Raw genomic sequence first — 18479 nt, forward strand, 5'->3', positions numbered from 1 at the left:
TATTAATATCTATATTTTTATATTGTTTTCTCACCATACTTATTTGCATATTACTTTAGATTTTTGTTTTCAAATAAGTATATATGATAATGTCATATATTGATATCCGATTACTTCACAAATTTAATATAATACGAACTACTTACAACAAATTAAACAACCATACCTTAGAAATTGAAATTTCTAAGGTATGGTTGTTTTTTATTATAATTATCACGAAGTAAGCTAACAGAGTCTAAAAATAAAAAGATATAAACTAATTGTATACTTATAAATAAATCTTTAATATTTTTAGATACATAGAAATCTTACAAACAACTATAAAGTTGAATATATAAAATAATATATTACAATAGTATAGAAATATATTTTAAGGAGGAATAGATGAGAAAAATATTTGATTTATTATTTAGTAGATTGGTTATAACTGGCCTATTAATACTTTTTCAACTAGTAGTTCTCTTGTTTGGGATATGGGAGCTTACTGAATCTTTTGTTTATTTATATGTGTTCTTTTTTATTATAAGTTTATTAGTTGTTCTTTATATATTAAGTAGAACAGATAATCCTTCATATAAATTGGCATGGACTATACCAGTATTGTTATTTCCTATTTTTGGTGGATTATTTTACTTAATCTTTGGTGGAAAAAAGATGAATTCTAAATTTAAAAAGAAAGTTCAGCTTGTATATAACGAGTCTAAAGATATGCTTGTTCAAGATGAGAGTGTAATAGAGGAATTAGAAAGCATAGATAAATCTATTGCAAATCAAGCTAGATATACTAGTAAATATGCTCTTTCACCAGTTTATAAGAATTCAACAACAGAATATCTTTCACCAGGAGAAGAGTTTTTTGATTGTTTAATAAAAGAATTAAAAAAAGCAAAAAGATATATATTTATGGAGTATTTCATAGTTAATGAAGGTAAGATGTGGGATACTATATTAGATATTTTAGAGGAAAAGGTTAAAGAGGGAGTAGATGTAAGAATGATATATGATGATTTTGGATGTCTTACAACTCTTCCTTATAAATATAATGAACAACTTGAAAAAAGGGGAATTAAATGTAAGGTATTTAATCCGTTTGTTCCATTTTTATCTATAGTATTAAATAACAGAGATCATAGAAAAATAACTGTTATTGATGGACATACTGCATTTACTGGTGGAATAAATTTAGCTGATGAGTATATAAATGAGATAGTAAGATTTGGATATTGGAAAGATGCTTCTATCATGATAAAAGGTGAGGCTGTTTGGAATTTAACTGTAATGTTTCTTCAAATATGGACATTTATTAGTGGAGAAAAGATTAATTATAATGACTATAGGGTTCTAGACGAGCATAAATTAGATATTGAAAGTGATGGTTATGTACAACCTTATGCAGATAGTCCACTAGATGATGAAATGGTTGGAGAAAATGTATATTTAAATATAATAAACAAAGCAGAACATTATGTATACATAAGTACACCTTATTTAATAATAGACAATGAACTTGTAACAGCACTTACTTTGGCAGCTAAAAATGGGGTTGATGTAAGAATTATAAATCCTTATATTGAAGATAAGTGGTATGCACATATAGTAAGTCAAGCATATTACCCACAATTAATTAAAGCTGGAGTTAAGATATATGAATATTCTCCAGGGTTTGTACATTCAAAAACTGTTGTATCAGATGACATAGTTGGAACTGTTGGTACAATAAACTTCGATTATAGAAGTCTTTATCTTCATTTTGAGTGTGGAGTTTGGTTATATAAAACTAAATCTGTAATGCAAATAAAAGAAGATTATATGAATATGTTAGAAAATTGTGTTAGGATAACTCTTGAAGATTGTAGACATGTTAAGTTACACGACAGAATATTAACTGCAATACTTAGGGTATTTGCACCGCTTATGTAGGTTAAAGTCTCTTTATTTTAATTAATAAAGAGGCTTTTTTGTGTTAGTATGAATTCTAATTTACAAAAAATTCATATAGAGAAAATATACATATTATATAATTGGCCTTAAAGATGTAAAGGGAGGAGAAATATGGTTTTAATATTAACTTTTATTTTGTTTATGACAATATTTCTTATAGTCATAGATTTTTTTTCTATTCTTTTTAGATTGACAGGAATGCCTATGAAAAAAGCTAGATTTCAAGTTATATCATTATTAACAAGTACAGGCTTTACAACAAAAGAAAGTGAAATAATTGTACAAAACCCATTAAGAAGGAAATTTGCAAGTTGGCTTATGATAATAAGTTATGTTAGTACTGCTACTTTTATATCATTTTTTGTAAAGATGCTTTCAGATGAAGTAACCAGTATAGGAGCTTTTTCAGTTACAATAATTTTTCTTATAGTTGTAGCATTTATACATAAGTTATCTCTTCTTGAAAAATTTGAATCAAAAATTGAACAATTAGTTTTAAAAACAAAATTATGGGAAAAAATGAATAAAAAGCACTTAACATTGATAACAAATACTAAAGGTTATGGTATATATGAAATTTACTTACCAGAAGGTGATGAAATAATAGGAAAAACTATAATAAATAGTGGACTTAAAGACTTAGAAATAGAAGTATTAAATATTGATAAAGGAGATAAATTTATAAATTTTCCAACTCCGGATTATGAATTTGAAGTATATGATAATTTAACTGTATATGGCAATATAAAAAATATAAAGAGTAAATTTGACCATGTATTTAAATAATATGGCAATATATGTATTGAAATGTATTAATAAGTAAATTATAATCTTATAGTAAGAAAGTAAGTATGATAAAAGTTAAATAACAATATTTATAAGTTTATAGAATTTATAAATATTGTTAGAAGGAGATAAAAATGAAAAAGTTATCTATAATAATACCAATGTATAACGAAGAAGAATCACTTCCATATTTATATGAAAGACTTGTCGGACTTGGTAAAATGATACCTAATTATGAATTAGAGTTTTTATTTGTAAATGATGGAAGTAAAGATAATTCTTTAGAAATTGTAAAGGGATATAGAAAAACAGATCCTAGAGTGTGCTATGTTAATCTTTCAAGAAATTACGGTAAAGAAGTGGCTATGGGAGCAGCTTTTGACTATGTAACGGGAGATGCTACAGCTATCATTGACGCAGACCTTCAAGATCCACCAGAATTAATAGTAGATATGTTAAAGTATTATGAAGAAGGATATGATGATGTTTATGCTAAGAGAAAAAGCAGAAAAGGCGAAACTTGGCTAAAAAAATTCACATCAAAAAAGTTTTATCAAATACTTCAATCAGTATCAAGAGTTCCAATCCAAACTGATACTGGAGACTTTAGACTTTTAAGTAGAAGGGCTATAGAAGCATTAAGACAATTCCCAGAAAAGCAAAGATATACTAAGGGGATGTTTAGTTTAATAGGATTTAAAAAGAAGGCTATAGAATTTGATAGAGATCCAAGAGTAGCTGGGGAAACAAAATGGAATTACCTAAAGCTTATAGATTTAGCTATTGAAGGAATAACATCATTTACTACAGCACCACTTAGACTTGCAACTATAGTAGGATCTTTAATTGCATTTTTATCATTTATTTATATGATATACATAATTTTAAGAACGCTTATTTTAGGTGTTGATGTACCTGGATATTCAAGTCTTATATGTATAATGCTATTAATGGGTGGTATACAACTTATATTCTTAGGTGTTATAGGAGAATATCTTGGAAGAATATTTACAGAAGTTAAGAATAGACCACTATATTTTATAGATGAATATGAAGGTCCACAAGAAAAATAAATAATGTATACATAAAAAGAGATTAGAATAGATTTATTCTAGTCTCTTTTTATGTATTTAAATTATAGTAAGACAATAAGCAATTTGAAATAATTTGTATAAAATGCTAAAATTATGCTTATTGAAAGTTATATTAAATAAGTTAATTGGATATTTAAGATTCTTAAAGGGGAATAGATAGTGGGTAATACAAGCTATAATAGGTCTAAAAATATAGAAAGTTTTAATAAAAGAAAAATTGAATTTGAAAGGCTTATGAGAAGAAGGAGAAGAAGAACTTATAGGGTTATATTATTTATACTTTTAATAAGTATTGGAGGATATATCATACATAATAGCTCTTCAATTAATGGATATTCTTTGTTTCTTATTAATAATAGTAGTTATAAGATTAAGAATAAATTACTAGTTAAAAAATTGGATAAATTAGATAAAGATTTAGATATAAAAGAAATAAATTATGAGTGGAATAGGGGGGAATTAGAGTATAACAACCCTAAAAAATTAATAATACATCATGCTGCTATTAGTATAGCATCACCAGAAACTATACATAAGTGGCATCTTGATAAAGGATATGAAGGTATAGGATATCATTATTATATAAAAAAGGATGGAACAATATATAAAGGAAGAGATGAAAAGTTAAAGGGAGCTCATGCGATTAATGAAAATGCAACAAGTATAGGTATATGTTTAGAGGGAAATTATCAAAAAGAACACCCTTCGAAAGAGCAAGTTGATAGCTTAGCTAAGTTATCTTCGAATCTAATAATAAAATATAATATTGAAGATGTATTAGGACATCGAGATTGTAATAAAACCTTATGTCCAGGAGGAAATGTAGATATTAATGAGATTAAATCAGAAATAATAAAAAATATTGAAGGTTTATTAGAATAAATACTTAATTTATAAAGAATACTAAAATATATAAGTATTTTAAAGAGGTGTTTTTTATGAAATTATTATATATAATTGTAAACTCCAAACCAGAAGAAGAATCATCAAGTAGAAAGGTATCTAGAAAGCTTGTAAATAGACTATTAGAAGCAAATGAAGGATGTGAATTAGAAGAGTTAAACTTATATGATGAACATATACCAAGATTAAAATACAATTATTTTAAAGCAAGAAATTCAGTTGTAGGTGGAGAAGAATATAATAAATTAACTGAAGAAGATAAAAAAGAAGTGGATAGAATTAATGAGTTATGTAATCAATTTATATCAGCAGATCTTTATGTAATTGCAGCTCCAATGTGGAGCCTTTCATTTCCAGCACCATTAAAAGAATACATTGATTGTATAGTTCAATTGGATAAAACTATGAGTATAACTGAAAATAAAGTAAAAGGACTATTAGATGATAAAGTAAGAAAAATGGTTTATGTTCAATCATCAGGAGGAGCTGTGCCTTGGCTTTTAAGAGGTAAAATAAGCCAAGGTGTTGAGTACGTAGAAGATATAATGAAGTTTTTGGGAATAAAAACATTTAAAGAATTACTTGTTGATGGAACAGGAGATGAAAGAGATTCAAAAATAGATGCAGAATATAAGGCGATATCCAAGATAGATTCACTTGTAGATGATTTGCAAGAATAAAAACAATTATTTAAGCAAAGATTAAAAAACAATTATTTTTATGAAAATTACTATTATAAATAAAAAAAATCTGTTATCCTAATATTATGTTTAACTAAAAGAAGAATTCAGTAAATATATATTAGGGGAGTGGAATTTTGAAGCAAAATATAAAAGAATACGGAATTATAACATTAGGTGTAATATTAGTTGCAGTAGCACTTGAGTATTTCTTTATACCTAATAATTTAGCAGCTGGTGGAGTTTCAGGTCTTGCAGTCGTAATAAGTCACTATTTTCCTTCATTAACTGTAGGTGTATTAACACTTATAATGAATATAATTTTATTTGTAATAGCATTTATAGTTGTTGGTGGTGATTTTGGATTAAAAACAATATATGCTAGTTTTGGACTATCATTTTTATTATGGTTTATGGACGCATTTATACATCCACAGGCTTTGACAACAGATTTATTAATTTCATCAGTTTTTGGAACAGTTTTAACAGCAATTGGTCTTGCAATGGTATTTAATGTGAATGCATCAACTGGAGGAACAGATATCTTAGCTAAAATATTAAATAAGTATACAAGTTTCAATATGGGAATTTCATTATTATGTGTTGATTTCTTAGTAACATTTTTAGGAGCAATAACATTTGGTGTAGATAAAGGTTTTTATGCACTTTTATCAGTACTATTAAATGGACCTCTTATAGATAAGATAATTTCTTTCTTAAATCAGAAAAAAGAAATTACAATAATAAGTGATAAAAATGAAGAGATAGCTAAATTCATAATGACTGAATTAAGAAGTGGATGTACTGCTCTTGAAGGATCAGGATTATATAGTAAACAAGAAAAGAAAATAATATATTCAGTTTTAAGTAAAAAAGAACTTGAAAAGCTTAAGCAATTTATAGAATGTGTTGATTCAGAAGCTTTCTATACAATAGGTCAAATCGAAGAAGTTCAAGGGAAAGATTTTCTTAAAGTAAGTGGAGTATAAGAATAAAATGTTAGTAAATACAATTTATATTTACTAACATTTTTTTGTTTTAGTAAAATTAATGTAAAAAATAATTAAGTTAATAATCATATTTGATAATTCTTGATATAATTAACTTCATAAGGGGGAGTTTAGAGTGAAAAAATTAATTATACCAGTATTGATTTTAGGAATGATATTTAGTTTAGCTGGATGTGGAAACAAAGATAATAATACAAATAATAAAGATACAAAAAAAGAAGTTCAACAGGAAACAAATGAAGAAAAAGCCCAAAAAACTGAAATTGAAAACACTATAAATAAATTTTTTTCTGATGTTAAAGACTGCAATATTAATGGAGCAGAAAGTTATTTAGTCGATAATGATTATAAAGATATAGATAAGTTACATTATGCAAGTTTAACAGATGGAGAAAAAAAAGCAGTAAGGTATTGGAATGAAAAAATTAATTATAAAATAAATTCTGTAACATTAACTAACAAATCAGCAGAAGTTATTATGGATATATCAAGTATTGATAGTGATAAAGTATATAGTAATTATATGAATAATTTACTTACTTTAAAAATGAAAATTTTATCTACTAAGGATGAAGAAATTAAGAAGAAATATAATGAACAATATAATGAAGCATTAATAAATTCAATAAAAAATAAAGATAATAAAATGATAAAAAGTACAGTTACTTTAGGAATGGAAAATAAAGACGGCAAGTGGTATATAATTGGTAATAATGATCTTTTAAGTGCACTTTATGGTGGATTTGATTTTCAAAAGTTTCAACTTAAATAAAGATGCAGGTGATTTAAAATGAAAAAATTTATATTAGTAATAATTTCTGCAATTATGCTAGTGTCTCTTGTTAGTTGTGCAGAAACTTCAGCAAAAAATAGTGTTGAAAAGTTTTTTGATGCATATAAAAATATGGATTTAAGCACAGCAAATGAGTATGTAGAAGGTACAGGGCTATTACAAAAATCAATAAAGCAATTTGAAGATTATGATAAAGAAAGAATAGATGCTCTTAAGTATTGGGGAAGCAATATAAATTACAAAATATTAAGTACAGAAAAAAGTGGAAGTGAAGTAAAAGTTGATGTTAAGGTAACAGCACTTAATGGTTCACAAATTTATGATGAATATATGCAAAATGTTAAATCTCTTGGAATTAGTCAGGCAACTTTAAATGATAATACTATGGATGGTGATGCAGTAGGTGGAGACTTTGATAATGCATTTATAACTGCAATAGAAAATCAAACTAATGAAATGGTCACTACAAATGTAACAGTTGTACTTAAAAAGGATAATGGAAAATGGAAGATACAAAATGATAAAGAAGTATTACAAGCCATGTTAGGAGGATTAAATCCAGAAGTAGTAATATCATAAGTATAGTTTGTAGTTAAATCTTTATTGAATAACTAACCTCTCTTAAAAGTATAATAAGTTTAAGGGAGGTTAATTTATGAATATAATTAAAGGGTATTCAAGAAGAGTACATGTTAAAGCATTCAATTTAATAAATCATATATTAGTTTCTTATAAAGATAAAAAATGTAAAGTTCCTAACAATATAAGTTCTATATTAGATATTCAATATGATAAGAAAAAAGATATTTGTAAACTAGATATACATAAACCAAAGTTTATATCAAAGTCATTACCAATTATAATTTATTATCATGGTGGAGGATGGGCTGTTGGTGATAAAAGCATATATAGAAATTTTTGTAGCTTACTTTCAGGAAAAGGATTTATTGTTTTTAATATCAATTATGAATTAACAGCAAATAAACCTCATCCAGCACCTATTAAAGATTGTATAGAAGGAGCAAATTGGATATATAAAAATGCAAAAATATATGGTGGAGATATAAATAATATTTTTATTGTAGGAGATTCAGCTGGTGGACATATTACTGGTTTAATTGGAGCCTTATGTTCAAATAAAGAAATGATTAATACATATAAGGAAAAATATAATATAGAAGTTTTATTTAAAGATAAATTACGTGCTATAGGGATATTGTGTGGATTAAATGATTTAAGAACATGTTATTATACTAGATTTCATAATGTAAGAGTACCTATAATGAGTGAATTTACTAAAATGCTTTTAAATACAGAAGATGTTTTTAATTCTAAGATTATAGATGAATTATCTATATCTAAAAAGATAACAAAATATTTTCCAAATACCTTTATAACAACTGTAGAAAGTGATCCTATGTATGGTGAAAGTATTGATATAAAAAGTGCTTTAATTAATAATAATGTAGCTTACAAGATGCTTTCATTTGATAAAAGTCACAAGAAACTATGGCATATATATCAACTAGATCAAAGTCTTCCAGAATCGCAAAAATGTTTAGATGAAATGATAAATTATTTTAATAGATTTAGGATATAGAAAAATATTCATAAAAAAAGATAAACAATACTTAAGTATTGTTTATCTTTTTTTATATAGTTATATTAAAATGAAAAGCTATAAAATAAAGATGATAAAAAACTAGTAAAAAGCATAGTTGATGCTATAGTAATAATTGTTGACATTGCTAATAAAACTATAGGAGCAACTAAAGTAGTACCTCCATTAGCTTCTAATGCTTCTCTAGTATCACCATATTCATCAAAGAATGTCTTTAAAGATTTTATCTTCTTTTTAGAATGTTTTATGTATATAGAATTACCAAATATACCTAAAAGTATTGCGATAATTAATGGAATTAATCCAGCTATAATTGGACTATAAACACTTATTAATGTAATACATATAGTATCTATAATAGCAATACCTACAAACCAAGCATATAATTTTCTGTATAATAGCCAGTATAAACCTAAAAAGAATGATGCCCAATTCCATGATGCGAATAAGCCTTTATCCTTATTATTTTTCCACTTTTTAAAATAGTATTCTGTATTTCTTAATCCAATAAAATTAATGAAATCAGAATCTGTAAAATCTGTATCAATATTTTTATTGAAACTTTCTGTAGAACTCATATTAAAACCTTCTTTCTATAATTTGTTTTTGCTTTAATATGAGTATACTAGATAAATTTTAATAAAATATAGAAATTTATTAAATAAAATTACTATTAAAAGAAAGTTTAAATTTGTGATTATTACCTAACATTTATGGTTGGTAAGTTGCGCAAATTATTTTCTTCATTATCGTCAGATAAGCTTCTTAAATATTCATCACCTTTAGAAGAAATACCAACAGTAACTCCTTTAATTTCTCCTTTTTTAGCCATTTCAATTGCTGCTGCTTTATCTAATTGGTGTCCATTTTCAATTTCATAACCTATAATTCTACTACCATACTTTATGATTTTTGTAATTTCCTTTGCATTATTTTCAGGTAATACATTTTTTATTTCATTATCCATAATAGTATCCTCCATTTAATATAGAATATTTTAGTTATTAATGAACTTTAATCTTTGAAACTTGCTCAAACATACTAATTTCTTTTTCAGATGAAACTTCTTCAAGAGATTCGTTCCAATCTTTATCGAATTTTATTTTATATAATTCTACTTTTTCATTAGATATAACTGGGGATAATGCAACATATTCTGATCCACATATCAAAACTTGCTTTAAAATTTCATAGTCAATTTTATTATTATTTTCATCTCTGAAGGTCATTATTTTTTTATCACTCAAAATCATCACTCCTTACATATATATTAGTCTTTTAATTAAATCAATTTTTTATACCTTTAATTTTTTTATATAAATTTTAACTAAAACAATAGTTATATAGAGTGAAATTTAATATATTTATCGTAAATAAAAATATTAAAATTTAGGGGGGAGTGGGAGTAGTGTGGAAAATGTGGATAAGTATTAGTGGTTTGTGGATAACTATATTTTGGTTGAAAATTTTTTATATAGCATACTTGTACAATATATAGGTATAAAAGTAGTATATTGTAACAATATATCGTATTCTGTATAATTTATGGAAAAGCTTTAAAAATAATTAACATTATCAACAGGTTGTTGATAACTTTTGTGGATGAAAGCGTAATGTTTTTAAGCGGTAAATTGGGTATAATTATAAGTGGAAAATATAATTAATTTTATAAGAGGGAGAAGTATATGAAATATAAATTTTGTCCAAAGTGTGGAAGGAAATTAGAGATGTTTAGTTGTTGGGATGAAGGTGAAGTTCCATATTGTTCAGTTGATAATATATTATATTTTGATACTCCAAAACCATGTATAGTTGTTGGAGTTGTTAAAGGTGATGAAATTCTTTTATTAAAACAAAGTTATATATATAAAAATTCAAAAGTATTGATATCTGGATATATAGATCAAGATGAATGTGCAGAAGATACAGTTTCTAGGGAAGTTATTGAAGAGGCTGGAATAGAGGTTGAAAATATAAAATATTTAGGTTCTGACTTTGTAGAAGGTAAGGAACTTTTAATGATAACTTTTATGGCTGAATATAAATCAGGTGAAATAAAGAAATCTGATGAAGTTGAAGAGATTGGATGGGTAAGGATAGATAATGCTTTATCAGAAATGAAAGAAGACAAAATTGGTACAAAAGTTGTTAAAAAGATTATTGAACTTAGAGAAAAAAATAGCTAAAAAAATATAAAATTTAAGGAAACACTACTAAGGTAATGTTTCCTTATTGTATTATTCTAATCTTTGAAGTTCTATATGAAGTCTATCATTTTCATATTTAATATTTGTATTATCAACCATCATTCCTACAAGAGAAAGTTCACAATCGAATTCGCTTTCTCCACCAAGATGCCAATAATATTGTTCAACTTCATGTTGGCGGGGAATACTTAATGCTTGAATTAAGTTATCATAATCATCTTTTGGAAAATCTTTAATTATTGCATCTAATACTATATTAGATGTGTTATCTATAGTTTTTATATTTACTGTTATGTCTTTAGCAGAAAAATGATAGCAAAATGACATTAATTCAGTTATTATCTTAAGATTTTTTTCAACTTTAAAATTCATCTGTACGAACCTCTTTCTTGAATGTGGTGATAATTGGTATTAAAATCATGGCTACAAAGCCACCTGCTAAACCATTATTATAAAGATTTAATCCTCCATGTAAATAACCTACATTTGTAACTAATGCTGCATGACAAATTCCAGCAAGGATTCCAAGTTTCCAACCGAATTTACCAGCAATAGGAGCTAAGCAAGTGCTAAAAAGTATAGCAAGTGATATTCCAGGATCAGTTAAAGAATGTATACTTATAAATCCTCCAATGGTTGTACCTATCATAATTGGCACTATATTTTTTATATGTTTTCCAAAGCATCCAAAACCTATTATAGTAAATATACCACCAATTGTTGGGCCGTTTAAAGTTCCACCGATTATTAGTAAATAAAATGTAGAAAATAAACCTACTATACCCATATTAATATAGGCAGTATAGCCAAAAAGTAAATAAAAATCTGATATAAGTTTACCTGATTGTTTTCTTATTTTTTTCAAATTACTTACATTATCATTTCCATAATAATAACCAACTATTATTAAATAAAAGCATATTATTAACATAAATACAAGGAAAAATTTATTATTTCCAGTACTCCAAATTAATTGAGCATTAAAATCTATTCCTATAGATCTAAATAATGACATCAATAAAGTTCCAAGAAGCCCACATGCAAATCCTATGTTATATAGGTTGTACCCAGAATGGGATGAAATACAATGAGTAGCTATTGGAGTTAAAATAAATCCGCTAATAATCCCAATTATAGAACCTAAAAGCAATCCTATAAATATATTATCAGAAAGTATATTAATTTGGCTAACTGTTGGAGCTAGTGTTGTTGATAAAAGCATGACTAAGGTATAGTTTAGTAAAGGTTTTCTTTCATATTTTGCAAAAAGATATACTCCAAACATAACAGGCCATATATTAAAAATATTTTTTCCAAAGAAAGAAAATCCAGTCATAAGCCATAGAGCCATTATCGTTGAACCATTTGGTTTTATACCTATTATAATCAATATAATTATACTTGATATACTTGTTAATGCAGCATTTACTAATGTAGCACCTATACCTCCAATTTCTACATAGTCAGTAATTAATATATCAGGGCATAAAATAATTCTTCTTAAACCATTAAATATTTCTTGGGGTGAATTAATAAAAAAGGCTGTAACTATAAAAAATAAGTATATAGTTAATAAATTTCTATATGGTAAGAAGAACTTTTTCTTTTCAATCACAGTCTTTTCACCTCACTTTGTTTTATTATTCATAAGTATTATATTATAATATCTACTATATTAACTATAAAATAATTAAAAAATTTATTAGTGTATTTTCACAAATAGAACTTAGATATATAATAAAGTAATATATAGAATTAATACATATTTTTCGGAGGAATAAAGATGACTAAGGATAATGAAAAATATGTACCTGAGATTTTAGGTACTTTAAGAAATCACATAATTGAAGCGCCAGCAGCTATAAGAAAATGTAGTGGAATAAAAATATTTGGAAAAAGAATTAAATCTATAATGTTTTCTACAGATGTTGCGATGATAAAAAATACAAATGCAGATGCAATAATGGCGGTATATCCTTTTACTCCACAACCTAAAATTACTGAAGCTATAGTAACAGCAGCAGATGTTCCAGTATTTTGTGGTGTGGGTGGAGGAATAACTCAAGGAAGAAGAGTTATAAACTTAGCATTAGATGCAGAATTTAAAGGAGCTATAGGAATTGTAGTTAACGCTCCAACTTCAAATAGTATAGTTAAAAGAATAAGAAAAACAATTGATATACCAGTAGTTGTAACTGTTGTTTCAGAAGAAACAAATATAGAAGAGAGATTGAATTCTGGAGCAACTATCTTAAATGTATCAGGTGGAAAAAATACTCCTAATATAATAAGAAAGATAAGAGAAAAATATCCTTTAGTACCTATAATAGCAACTGGTGGTTCAACACAAGAGAGTATTGAAGCAACAATAGAAGCCGGAGCAAATGCAATAAGTTATACACCACCATCATCAGCTGAAATAATGGGTAGCTTAATGGATGTTTATAGAGAAAGAAAAATATAAAATAAAATCTTAAACTATTGTAATTTTGTTTAAATGTGGTATTATATTAAAAAATGAATAAAATAATAAGTAGAAAAACAAACCTAGGGTAGAGGTGCTAAAATCAAGAGTAATCTTTAGGAGTTTTGCAAACTAAGATAAAAGATGAAAGGGAAATTAGCCGAAGTTTAATTATTAGCAAAAATAATTATTCTGGGGATGCATATAATATATGTATCACTGTCACATATCGTGGAGAGCTACAAGGATTGAGAATATAATAAATACTAATGTTATAAATAAAGATTTTTATAATATTAATATTTATATCTATAAAGAAATCTTATAATCACACGCTATTACCCGTCACAGTTTATTCTGTGACGTTTTGTTTTACTTAAATAAAGTGGAGGAATCATTATGAAACTATTTGGTAGTATGACAACAGAAGAAAATATATTGGTAATTGGAAGAATAAAAGCAACAAAACTAGCTGAGAAATTTGGGACACCTTTATATGTAATAGATGAAGAATTATTAAGAAATAATTGTAGGAATTATATTGATTTTTTTAAGTGTGAAGAGAGAGGAAATAGAGTAGCATATGCAGGAAAAGCATTCTTAACTCTTGCAATGTGTAAGATTATAGAGGAAGAAGGTCTTTATTTAGATGTCGTGTCAGGGGGAGAGTTATATACTGCGTATAAAGCAGATTTTCCTTTAGATAGGATATTATTTCATGGTAACAATAAAACATTAGAAGAAATTGAAATGGGTGTTAGATTAGGCGTTGGAAGATTTGTAGTTGATAATTTGTTTGAAATAGAGCAACTAAATCAAATAGCTAAAAAATATAAAAGAATCCAAAATATTTATCTTAGAATAACACCGGGAATAGAGGCACATACTCATGAATACATCAAGACAGGACAAATAGATTCTAAATTTGGATTTGCTCCAATAGGGGATAATATAATAAATTCAATAAAAAGAGCTATAGAATTAGAAAATGTAAATTTATGTGGATTACATTGTCATATAGGTTCACAGATATTTGAGTTAACGCCATATGAAGATGCAGCTGAAATAATGTTAAATTTAATAAAAAGAATAAAGGATGAAACAGGATATTTGATTAAAGAACTAGATCTTGGAGGTGGATTTGGAATTTATTATAGTGATGATGATAAGCCTAAATCTACAAAAGATTACTGTAATGCTATATTAAATAAAGTTGATGATGTATGCAATGAGATAAATTTAGATATTCCAAAGCTTATAATTGAACCAGGAAGATCGATTGTAGGAAATGCAGGAATTACTTTATATACAGTTGGATCAATAAAAGATATACCATCAATAAGAAAATATGTATCAGTAGATGGTGGAATGACGGATAATATAAGACCAGCATTATATAATGCTAGGTATGAATGTATAGTTGCAAATAGAGTTATATATGATTCAAAAGAAAAAGTGACGATTTCTGGAAAATGTTGTGAGTCTGGAGATATATTATTAAATGCTATAAAAATACCATCTGTTTTAAGTGGAGATTTATTAGCAGTTATGTCAACTGGAGCATATGGATATTCAATGTCAAATAATTATAATAAGATACCAAAAGCAGCTGTGGTTATGGTTAATGATGGGCAAGCTAGGGTTGTATGTAAAAGAGAGAGCTATGATGATATAATAAAAAATGAATTAATGTAAAAATTTAACTAAAGGGTATAAAGAGGAAAAAGTTATGGGGACTAAGTTTATAAAGGAATGGGCAATACCTATGATTATAGCTATTATCTTAGCTATAATGATAGATAAATTCTTGATAATAAAAGTAGATGTAAATACAAGTTCTATGAAGCCTACTATAAATATTGGAGAAAAATTCTTAGTAACTAGAGTCTACAATTATGAGAACTTAAAAAGAGGGGATATAGTAGTTTTTAAAAGCAATGAAAAAGATGAATTACTTTTAAAAAGGCTTATTGGACTTCCGGGAGATGAAATAGATATAAGGGGAGAAAAATTATATATAAATGGGAAAGAGTTTAAAGAGGATTATGTAAAATATAAGGATAAGTATGTTGGAAAATTTAAAGTTCCTGAAAATAAATACTTTTTTCTAGGAGATAATAGAGAAGGCTCTTATGACTCACGAGAATGGAAAGATCCATATATTGATGAAAGTAATATAAAAGGAAAGGTACAACTGAGATTATATCCGCTTAGAAGTTTTGGTAGCGTAGATTAAAAAAAATAAAAAGAAAGATATATTTAAAATTTTAAATATATCTTTCTTTTTATTTTAGTTATACTTATTTGAAAAATATAGGCGATAAATTAAACTGTGTTAAAGGTTAATTAATATTGTATTATATAAATATTGAAATTATATATATATTAATGTAAAATGAAAGATAAACTATCTTAAAATATATAATTCTCATATAAACCATTTAGATTCCTATAAAAATACATAAAAAAGATAATCTTAAATTTACACACATAATTACACAAGGCTTAATTAACTTTTAATAAAATTAAATGTACTGAAAGAAAATTGACAAAAATATATGATATAATTTAATCATAATATCAGATTCTAGAAAGGTTAAAAAGGGTGATGATATATTTATGAAAAATGCATATATAGTTGACAGAGAAGAAGATAAATATTACGTTTTAGAATCTCCAAATGGAGATATGATTAATGTTTTAAAAAGTAGTATTGAATCTTCAATAAAATCTGGAGATGTATTGTATAAGAAAGATAATAAATACTATTATAGTGAAGAAATGACCCAAAAACGTAAGAATGATATTAAGGAATTAATGAAAGGAATATGGGTGGAGTAATGATCGAAGATCAAAATAATGGAAAAGATGATACAAAAGACAATACAGTAAAAAAGTCTGCTAAGTCTAAGAAAAAGATAAAGGAAACTAAGAAAAATTTCTTTTTTGATTGGGTTATACCAATTTTTATATCTATAGTTCTTGCTATATGTATAAATAAATTTTTAATATTTAAGGTATATATTCCAAGTTCATCCATGGTACCAACATTAAATGTTGATGATAGACTTCTAGTAACTAGAGTTTATAATCCAGAAAAATTGCAAAGAGGGGATATTGTTGTATTTGACTCTGATGAGCTTAATGAGACTGTAATAAAGAGGCTTATAGGACTTCCAGGAGATACAATAAAAATTGATGGAACAGCAGTTTATGTTAATGGTAAAAAGTTGGATGAGCCATATGTAGAATATCCTTTAGAGTCATATGGAACATATAAAGTTCCAGAAGGAAAGTATTTCTTCTTAGGAGATAATAGGGCAAATTCTAATGACTCACGTTTCTGGAAAGATCCTTATATCGATGCAGATAAGATACAGGGTAAAGCTCAAATTAAGATTTATCCTTTAAGTCAAATAGGTTTTTTAAAGTAGAGAATTATACAAAAGAAAGAGGTGTAATAAATGGAACAGCAAAATAAAAAAAGAAATAGAGCTGGTATTATATATTTTATAATAGCTCTAGCAATAATAATGTCTTTTAATTATGTTAGAGAAACTTCTATGAATAAAGAGATTAGTTATACTAAGTTCCAACAGATGGTTAAAGATAAGCAAATTTCTAAGGTCATAATCACTAATGAGAATTTAATAATAACACCAAAAGACAATAACGAGTATAAAGGCAAAACTTTATATACTGCAAATATATCAAATGATGATTTACTTAAAGAATTAAATGCGGCTAATATTACTGTTACAGGACAAAATCCTAAACAATCACCAATACTTGATTTATTGCTAGTTTATGGATTACCAATACTTATAATGTTCTTTGCATGGAGAATGTTATTTTCTAAAATGGCAGGTAAAATGGGTGGCGGAATGATGTCTATGGGCAGAAATAACGCTAAAGTTTACATGCAAGATGAAATTGGAGTTACTTTTAAAGATGTTGCAGGACAAGAAGAAGCTAAAGAATCATTAGAAGAAGTTATTGATTTTTTAAATGATCCTAAAAAATATACAGATATAGGAGCTAAGCTTCCTAAAGGGGTTCTTTTAGTTGGACCTCCAGGAACAGGTAAAACATTACTTGCAAAGGCAGTTGCAGGGGAAGCAAAAGTACCATTTTTCTCAATAGCAGGTTCAAGCTTTGTTGAAATGTTTGTTGGTGCTGGTGCAAAAAGAGTTAGAGAATTATTTAAGGATGCACAAGAAAAGGCTCCTTGTATAATATTTATAGATGAAATAGATGCTGTTGGTAAGAGTAGAGATAGCCAACTTCAAAGTAATGATGAAAGAGAACAAACACTAAATCAATTACTTGCAGAAATGGATGGATTTGATTCATCAAAAGGTATAGTAATACTTGCAGCTACAAACAGACCAGAAATATTAGATAAAGCATTACTAAGACCTGGTAGATTTGATAGAAGAGTAATAGTTGATAGACCAGACTTCCCAGGAAGAGAAGCTATACTTAAAGTTCACGCTAAAGATATTAAACTTGGACCAGATGTAGATTTAAAAGAAATTGCAAAGAGTACTCCAGGTGCAGTTGGGGCAGACCTTGCAAACATAATGAATGAAGCAGCACTTAGGGCAGTTAGAGAAGGAAGAAAAGAAGTTATCCAAGACGATTTAAGAGAAGCTGTTGAAGATATAATAGCAGGTAAAGAAAAGAAAGATAGAATTCTATCTCCTAAGGAAAGAAAGGCAGTTGCATTCCATGAAGTTGGGCATGCTTTAGTTGCAGCACTTTCAGATGGAGACCCTGTTCATAAAATTACAATAGTACCAAGAACTATGGGTGCACTTGGTTATACTATGCAATTACCAGAAGAAGAAAAGTATTTAATTTCTAGAGAAGAGTTATTAAATCAAATAACTGTAATGCTAGGTGGAAGAGCTGCTGAAGAAGAAGTATTTAACTTAGTATCAACAGGTGCTTCAAATGATATTGAAAGAGCAACTCAAA

The 18479-nt window shown here is 26.7% G+C and carries 21 protein-coding genes and 1 riboswitch; of the genes, 16 read left to right on the forward strand and 5 right to left on the reverse strand.

Annotated elements, in window-relative coordinates; all coding sequences use genetic code 11:
- Window positions 1-384 precede the first annotated feature (384 nt).
- The 9 genes from cls (at window position 385) to SPJ33_RS03830 (ending at window position 8807) form a co-directional block, all read left to right on the forward strand.
- Window positions 385-1920: a cardiolipin synthase gene (gene cls / locus SPJ33_RS03790; RefSeq protein ID WP_321116646.1), complete on the forward strand. Its 1536-nt coding sequence runs from the start codon at window positions 385-387 to the stop codon at window positions 1918-1920.
- Between the two features lie 132 nt (window positions 1921-2052).
- Window positions 2053-2727 carry a TrkA C-terminal domain-containing protein gene (locus SPJ33_RS03795; RefSeq protein ID WP_321116647.1) on the forward strand — a complete coding sequence of 225 codons (675 nt, stop codon included), beginning with the start codon at window positions 2053-2055 and terminating at the stop codon, window positions 2725-2727.
- A 134-nt stretch (window positions 2728-2861) separates the two neighbouring features.
- Window positions 2862-3800 carry a glycosyltransferase family 2 protein gene (locus SPJ33_RS03800; protein ID WP_321116648.1) on the forward strand — a complete coding sequence of 313 codons (939 nt, stop codon included), beginning with the start codon at window positions 2862-2864 and terminating at the stop codon, window positions 3798-3800.
- Between the two features lie 180 nt (window positions 3801-3980).
- Complete coding sequence (locus SPJ33_RS03805) at window positions 3981-4703, forward strand: peptidoglycan recognition family protein (RefSeq protein ID WP_321116649.1); 723 nt, start codon at window positions 3981-3983, stop codon at window positions 4701-4703.
- Window positions 4704-4759: 56 nt separating this feature from the next.
- On the forward strand, window positions 4760-5404 hold the full coding sequence (locus SPJ33_RS03810; RefSeq protein ID WP_321116650.1) for an FMN-dependent NADH-azoreductase: 645 nt from the start codon (window positions 4760-4762) through the stop codon (window positions 5402-5404).
- A 137-nt stretch (window positions 5405-5541) separates the two neighbouring features.
- A complete protein-coding gene (locus SPJ33_RS03815; RefSeq protein ID WP_321116651.1) occupies window positions 5542-6393 on the forward strand; it encodes a YitT family protein in 852 nt (283 codons plus the stop codon).
- A gap of 136 nt (window positions 6394-6529) precedes the next feature.
- Entirely contained in the window at window positions 6530-7186 is a 657-nt protein-coding gene (locus SPJ33_RS03820) for a hypothetical protein (RefSeq protein WP_321116652.1), read from the forward strand.
- A gap of 18 nt (window positions 7187-7204) precedes the next feature.
- Window positions 7205-7786, forward strand: coding sequence for a hypothetical protein (locus SPJ33_RS03825; protein WP_321116653.1), 582 nt, complete (start codon window positions 7205-7207; stop codon window positions 7784-7786).
- Between the two features lie 76 nt (window positions 7787-7862).
- Window positions 7863-8807, forward strand: coding sequence for an alpha/beta hydrolase (locus tag SPJ33_RS03830; RefSeq protein WP_321116654.1), 945 nt, complete (start codon window positions 7863-7865; stop codon window positions 8805-8807).
- 65 nt (window positions 8808-8872) lie between these two features.
- Here the strand turns inward: SPJ33_RS03830 and SPJ33_RS03835 are convergent, their stop codons facing one another.
- From SPJ33_RS03835 to SPJ33_RS03845, 3 genes are all read right to left on the reverse strand, one after another.
- The gene (locus tag SPJ33_RS03835; RefSeq protein ID WP_321116655.1) at window positions 8873-9406 is read right to left on the reverse strand and encodes a DUF2628 domain-containing protein; all 534 of its coding nucleotides are present in this window, start codon (window positions 9404-9406) and stop codon (window positions 8873-8875) included.
- Window positions 9407-9528: 122 nt separating this feature from the next.
- Complete coding sequence (locus tag SPJ33_RS03840; RefSeq protein WP_321116656.1) at window positions 9529-9795, reverse strand: DUF3892 domain-containing protein; 267 nt, start codon at window positions 9793-9795, stop codon at window positions 9529-9531.
- Between the two features lie 37 nt (window positions 9796-9832).
- Window positions 9833-10057 (reverse strand): DUF1292 domain-containing protein, encoded by a 225-nt coding sequence (locus SPJ33_RS03845; protein ID WP_321116657.1) that lies wholly within the window; start codon window positions 10055-10057, stop codon window positions 9833-9835.
- Window positions 10058-10513: 456 nt separating this feature from the next.
- Here SPJ33_RS03845 and SPJ33_RS03850 point away from each other — a divergent pair, with 456 nt between their 5' ends.
- Window positions 10514-11014 carry an NAD(+) diphosphatase gene (locus SPJ33_RS03850; protein ID WP_321116658.1) on the forward strand — a complete coding sequence of 167 codons (501 nt, stop codon included), beginning with the start codon at window positions 10514-10516 and terminating at the stop codon, window positions 11012-11014.
- Between the two features lie 51 nt (window positions 11015-11065).
- On the opposite strand, the gene SPJ33_RS03855 is transcribed toward SPJ33_RS03850, so the two are convergent.
- Together SPJ33_RS03855 and SPJ33_RS03860 are read right to left on the reverse strand one after the other, a co-directional pair.
- Window positions 11066-11407: a hypothetical protein gene (locus SPJ33_RS03855; RefSeq protein ID WP_321116659.1), complete on the reverse strand. Its 342-nt coding sequence runs from the start codon at window positions 11405-11407 to the stop codon at window positions 11066-11068.
- Complete coding sequence (locus SPJ33_RS03860) at window positions 11397-12650, reverse strand: DUF1576 domain-containing protein (RefSeq protein ID WP_321116660.1); 1254 nt, start codon at window positions 12648-12650, stop codon at window positions 11397-11399. Before SPJ33_RS03860 ends, SPJ33_RS03855 begins: the two co-directional genes overlap by 11 nt.
- 168 nt (window positions 12651-12818) lie before the next feature.
- On the opposite strand from SPJ33_RS03860, the gene SPJ33_RS03865 reads away from it, so the two are divergent.
- From SPJ33_RS03865 to ftsH, 6 genes are all read left to right on the forward strand, one after another.
- A complete protein-coding gene (locus SPJ33_RS03865; RefSeq protein WP_321116661.1) occupies window positions 12819-13499 on the forward strand; it encodes a hydrolase in 681 nt (226 codons plus the stop codon).
- 81 nt (window positions 13500-13580) lie between these two features.
- Window positions 13581-13749, forward strand: a riboswitch (Lysine riboswitch).
- A 149-nt stretch (window positions 13750-13898) separates the two neighbouring features.
- Window positions 13899-15194 carry a diaminopimelate decarboxylase gene (gene lysA, locus SPJ33_RS03870; RefSeq protein WP_321116662.1) on the forward strand — a complete coding sequence of 432 codons (1296 nt, stop codon included), beginning with the start codon at window positions 13899-13901 and terminating at the stop codon, window positions 15192-15194.
- Window positions 15195-15228: 34 nt separating this feature from the next.
- Window positions 15229-15735 carry a signal peptidase I gene (lepB, locus tag SPJ33_RS03875; RefSeq protein ID WP_321116663.1) on the forward strand — a complete coding sequence of 169 codons (507 nt, stop codon included), beginning with the start codon at window positions 15229-15231 and terminating at the stop codon, window positions 15733-15735.
- 383 nt (window positions 15736-16118) lie between these two features.
- Window positions 16119-16340, forward strand: a complete 222-nt coding sequence (locus tag SPJ33_RS03880) for a DUF3006 domain-containing protein (protein WP_321116664.1) — start codon at window positions 16119-16121, stop codon at window positions 16338-16340.
- On the forward strand, window positions 16340-16933 hold the full coding sequence (gene lepB, locus SPJ33_RS03885; RefSeq protein WP_321116665.1) for a signal peptidase I: 594 nt from the start codon (window positions 16340-16342) through the stop codon (window positions 16931-16933). The genes SPJ33_RS03880 and lepB (SPJ33_RS03885) overlap by 1 nt, the downstream gene beginning before the upstream one ends.
- A gap of 30 nt (window positions 16934-16963) precedes the next feature.
- Window positions 16964-18479, forward strand: a 1516-nt coding sequence (gene ftsH, locus SPJ33_RS03890; RefSeq protein ID WP_321116666.1) for an ATP-dependent zinc metalloprotease FtsH, incomplete at its 3' end; no start/stop codon positions are given.

The organism is Clostridium sp. (assembly GCF_034179595.1).
Taxonomy (GTDB): domain Bacteria; phylum Bacillota; class Clostridia; order Clostridiales; family Clostridiaceae; genus Clostridium.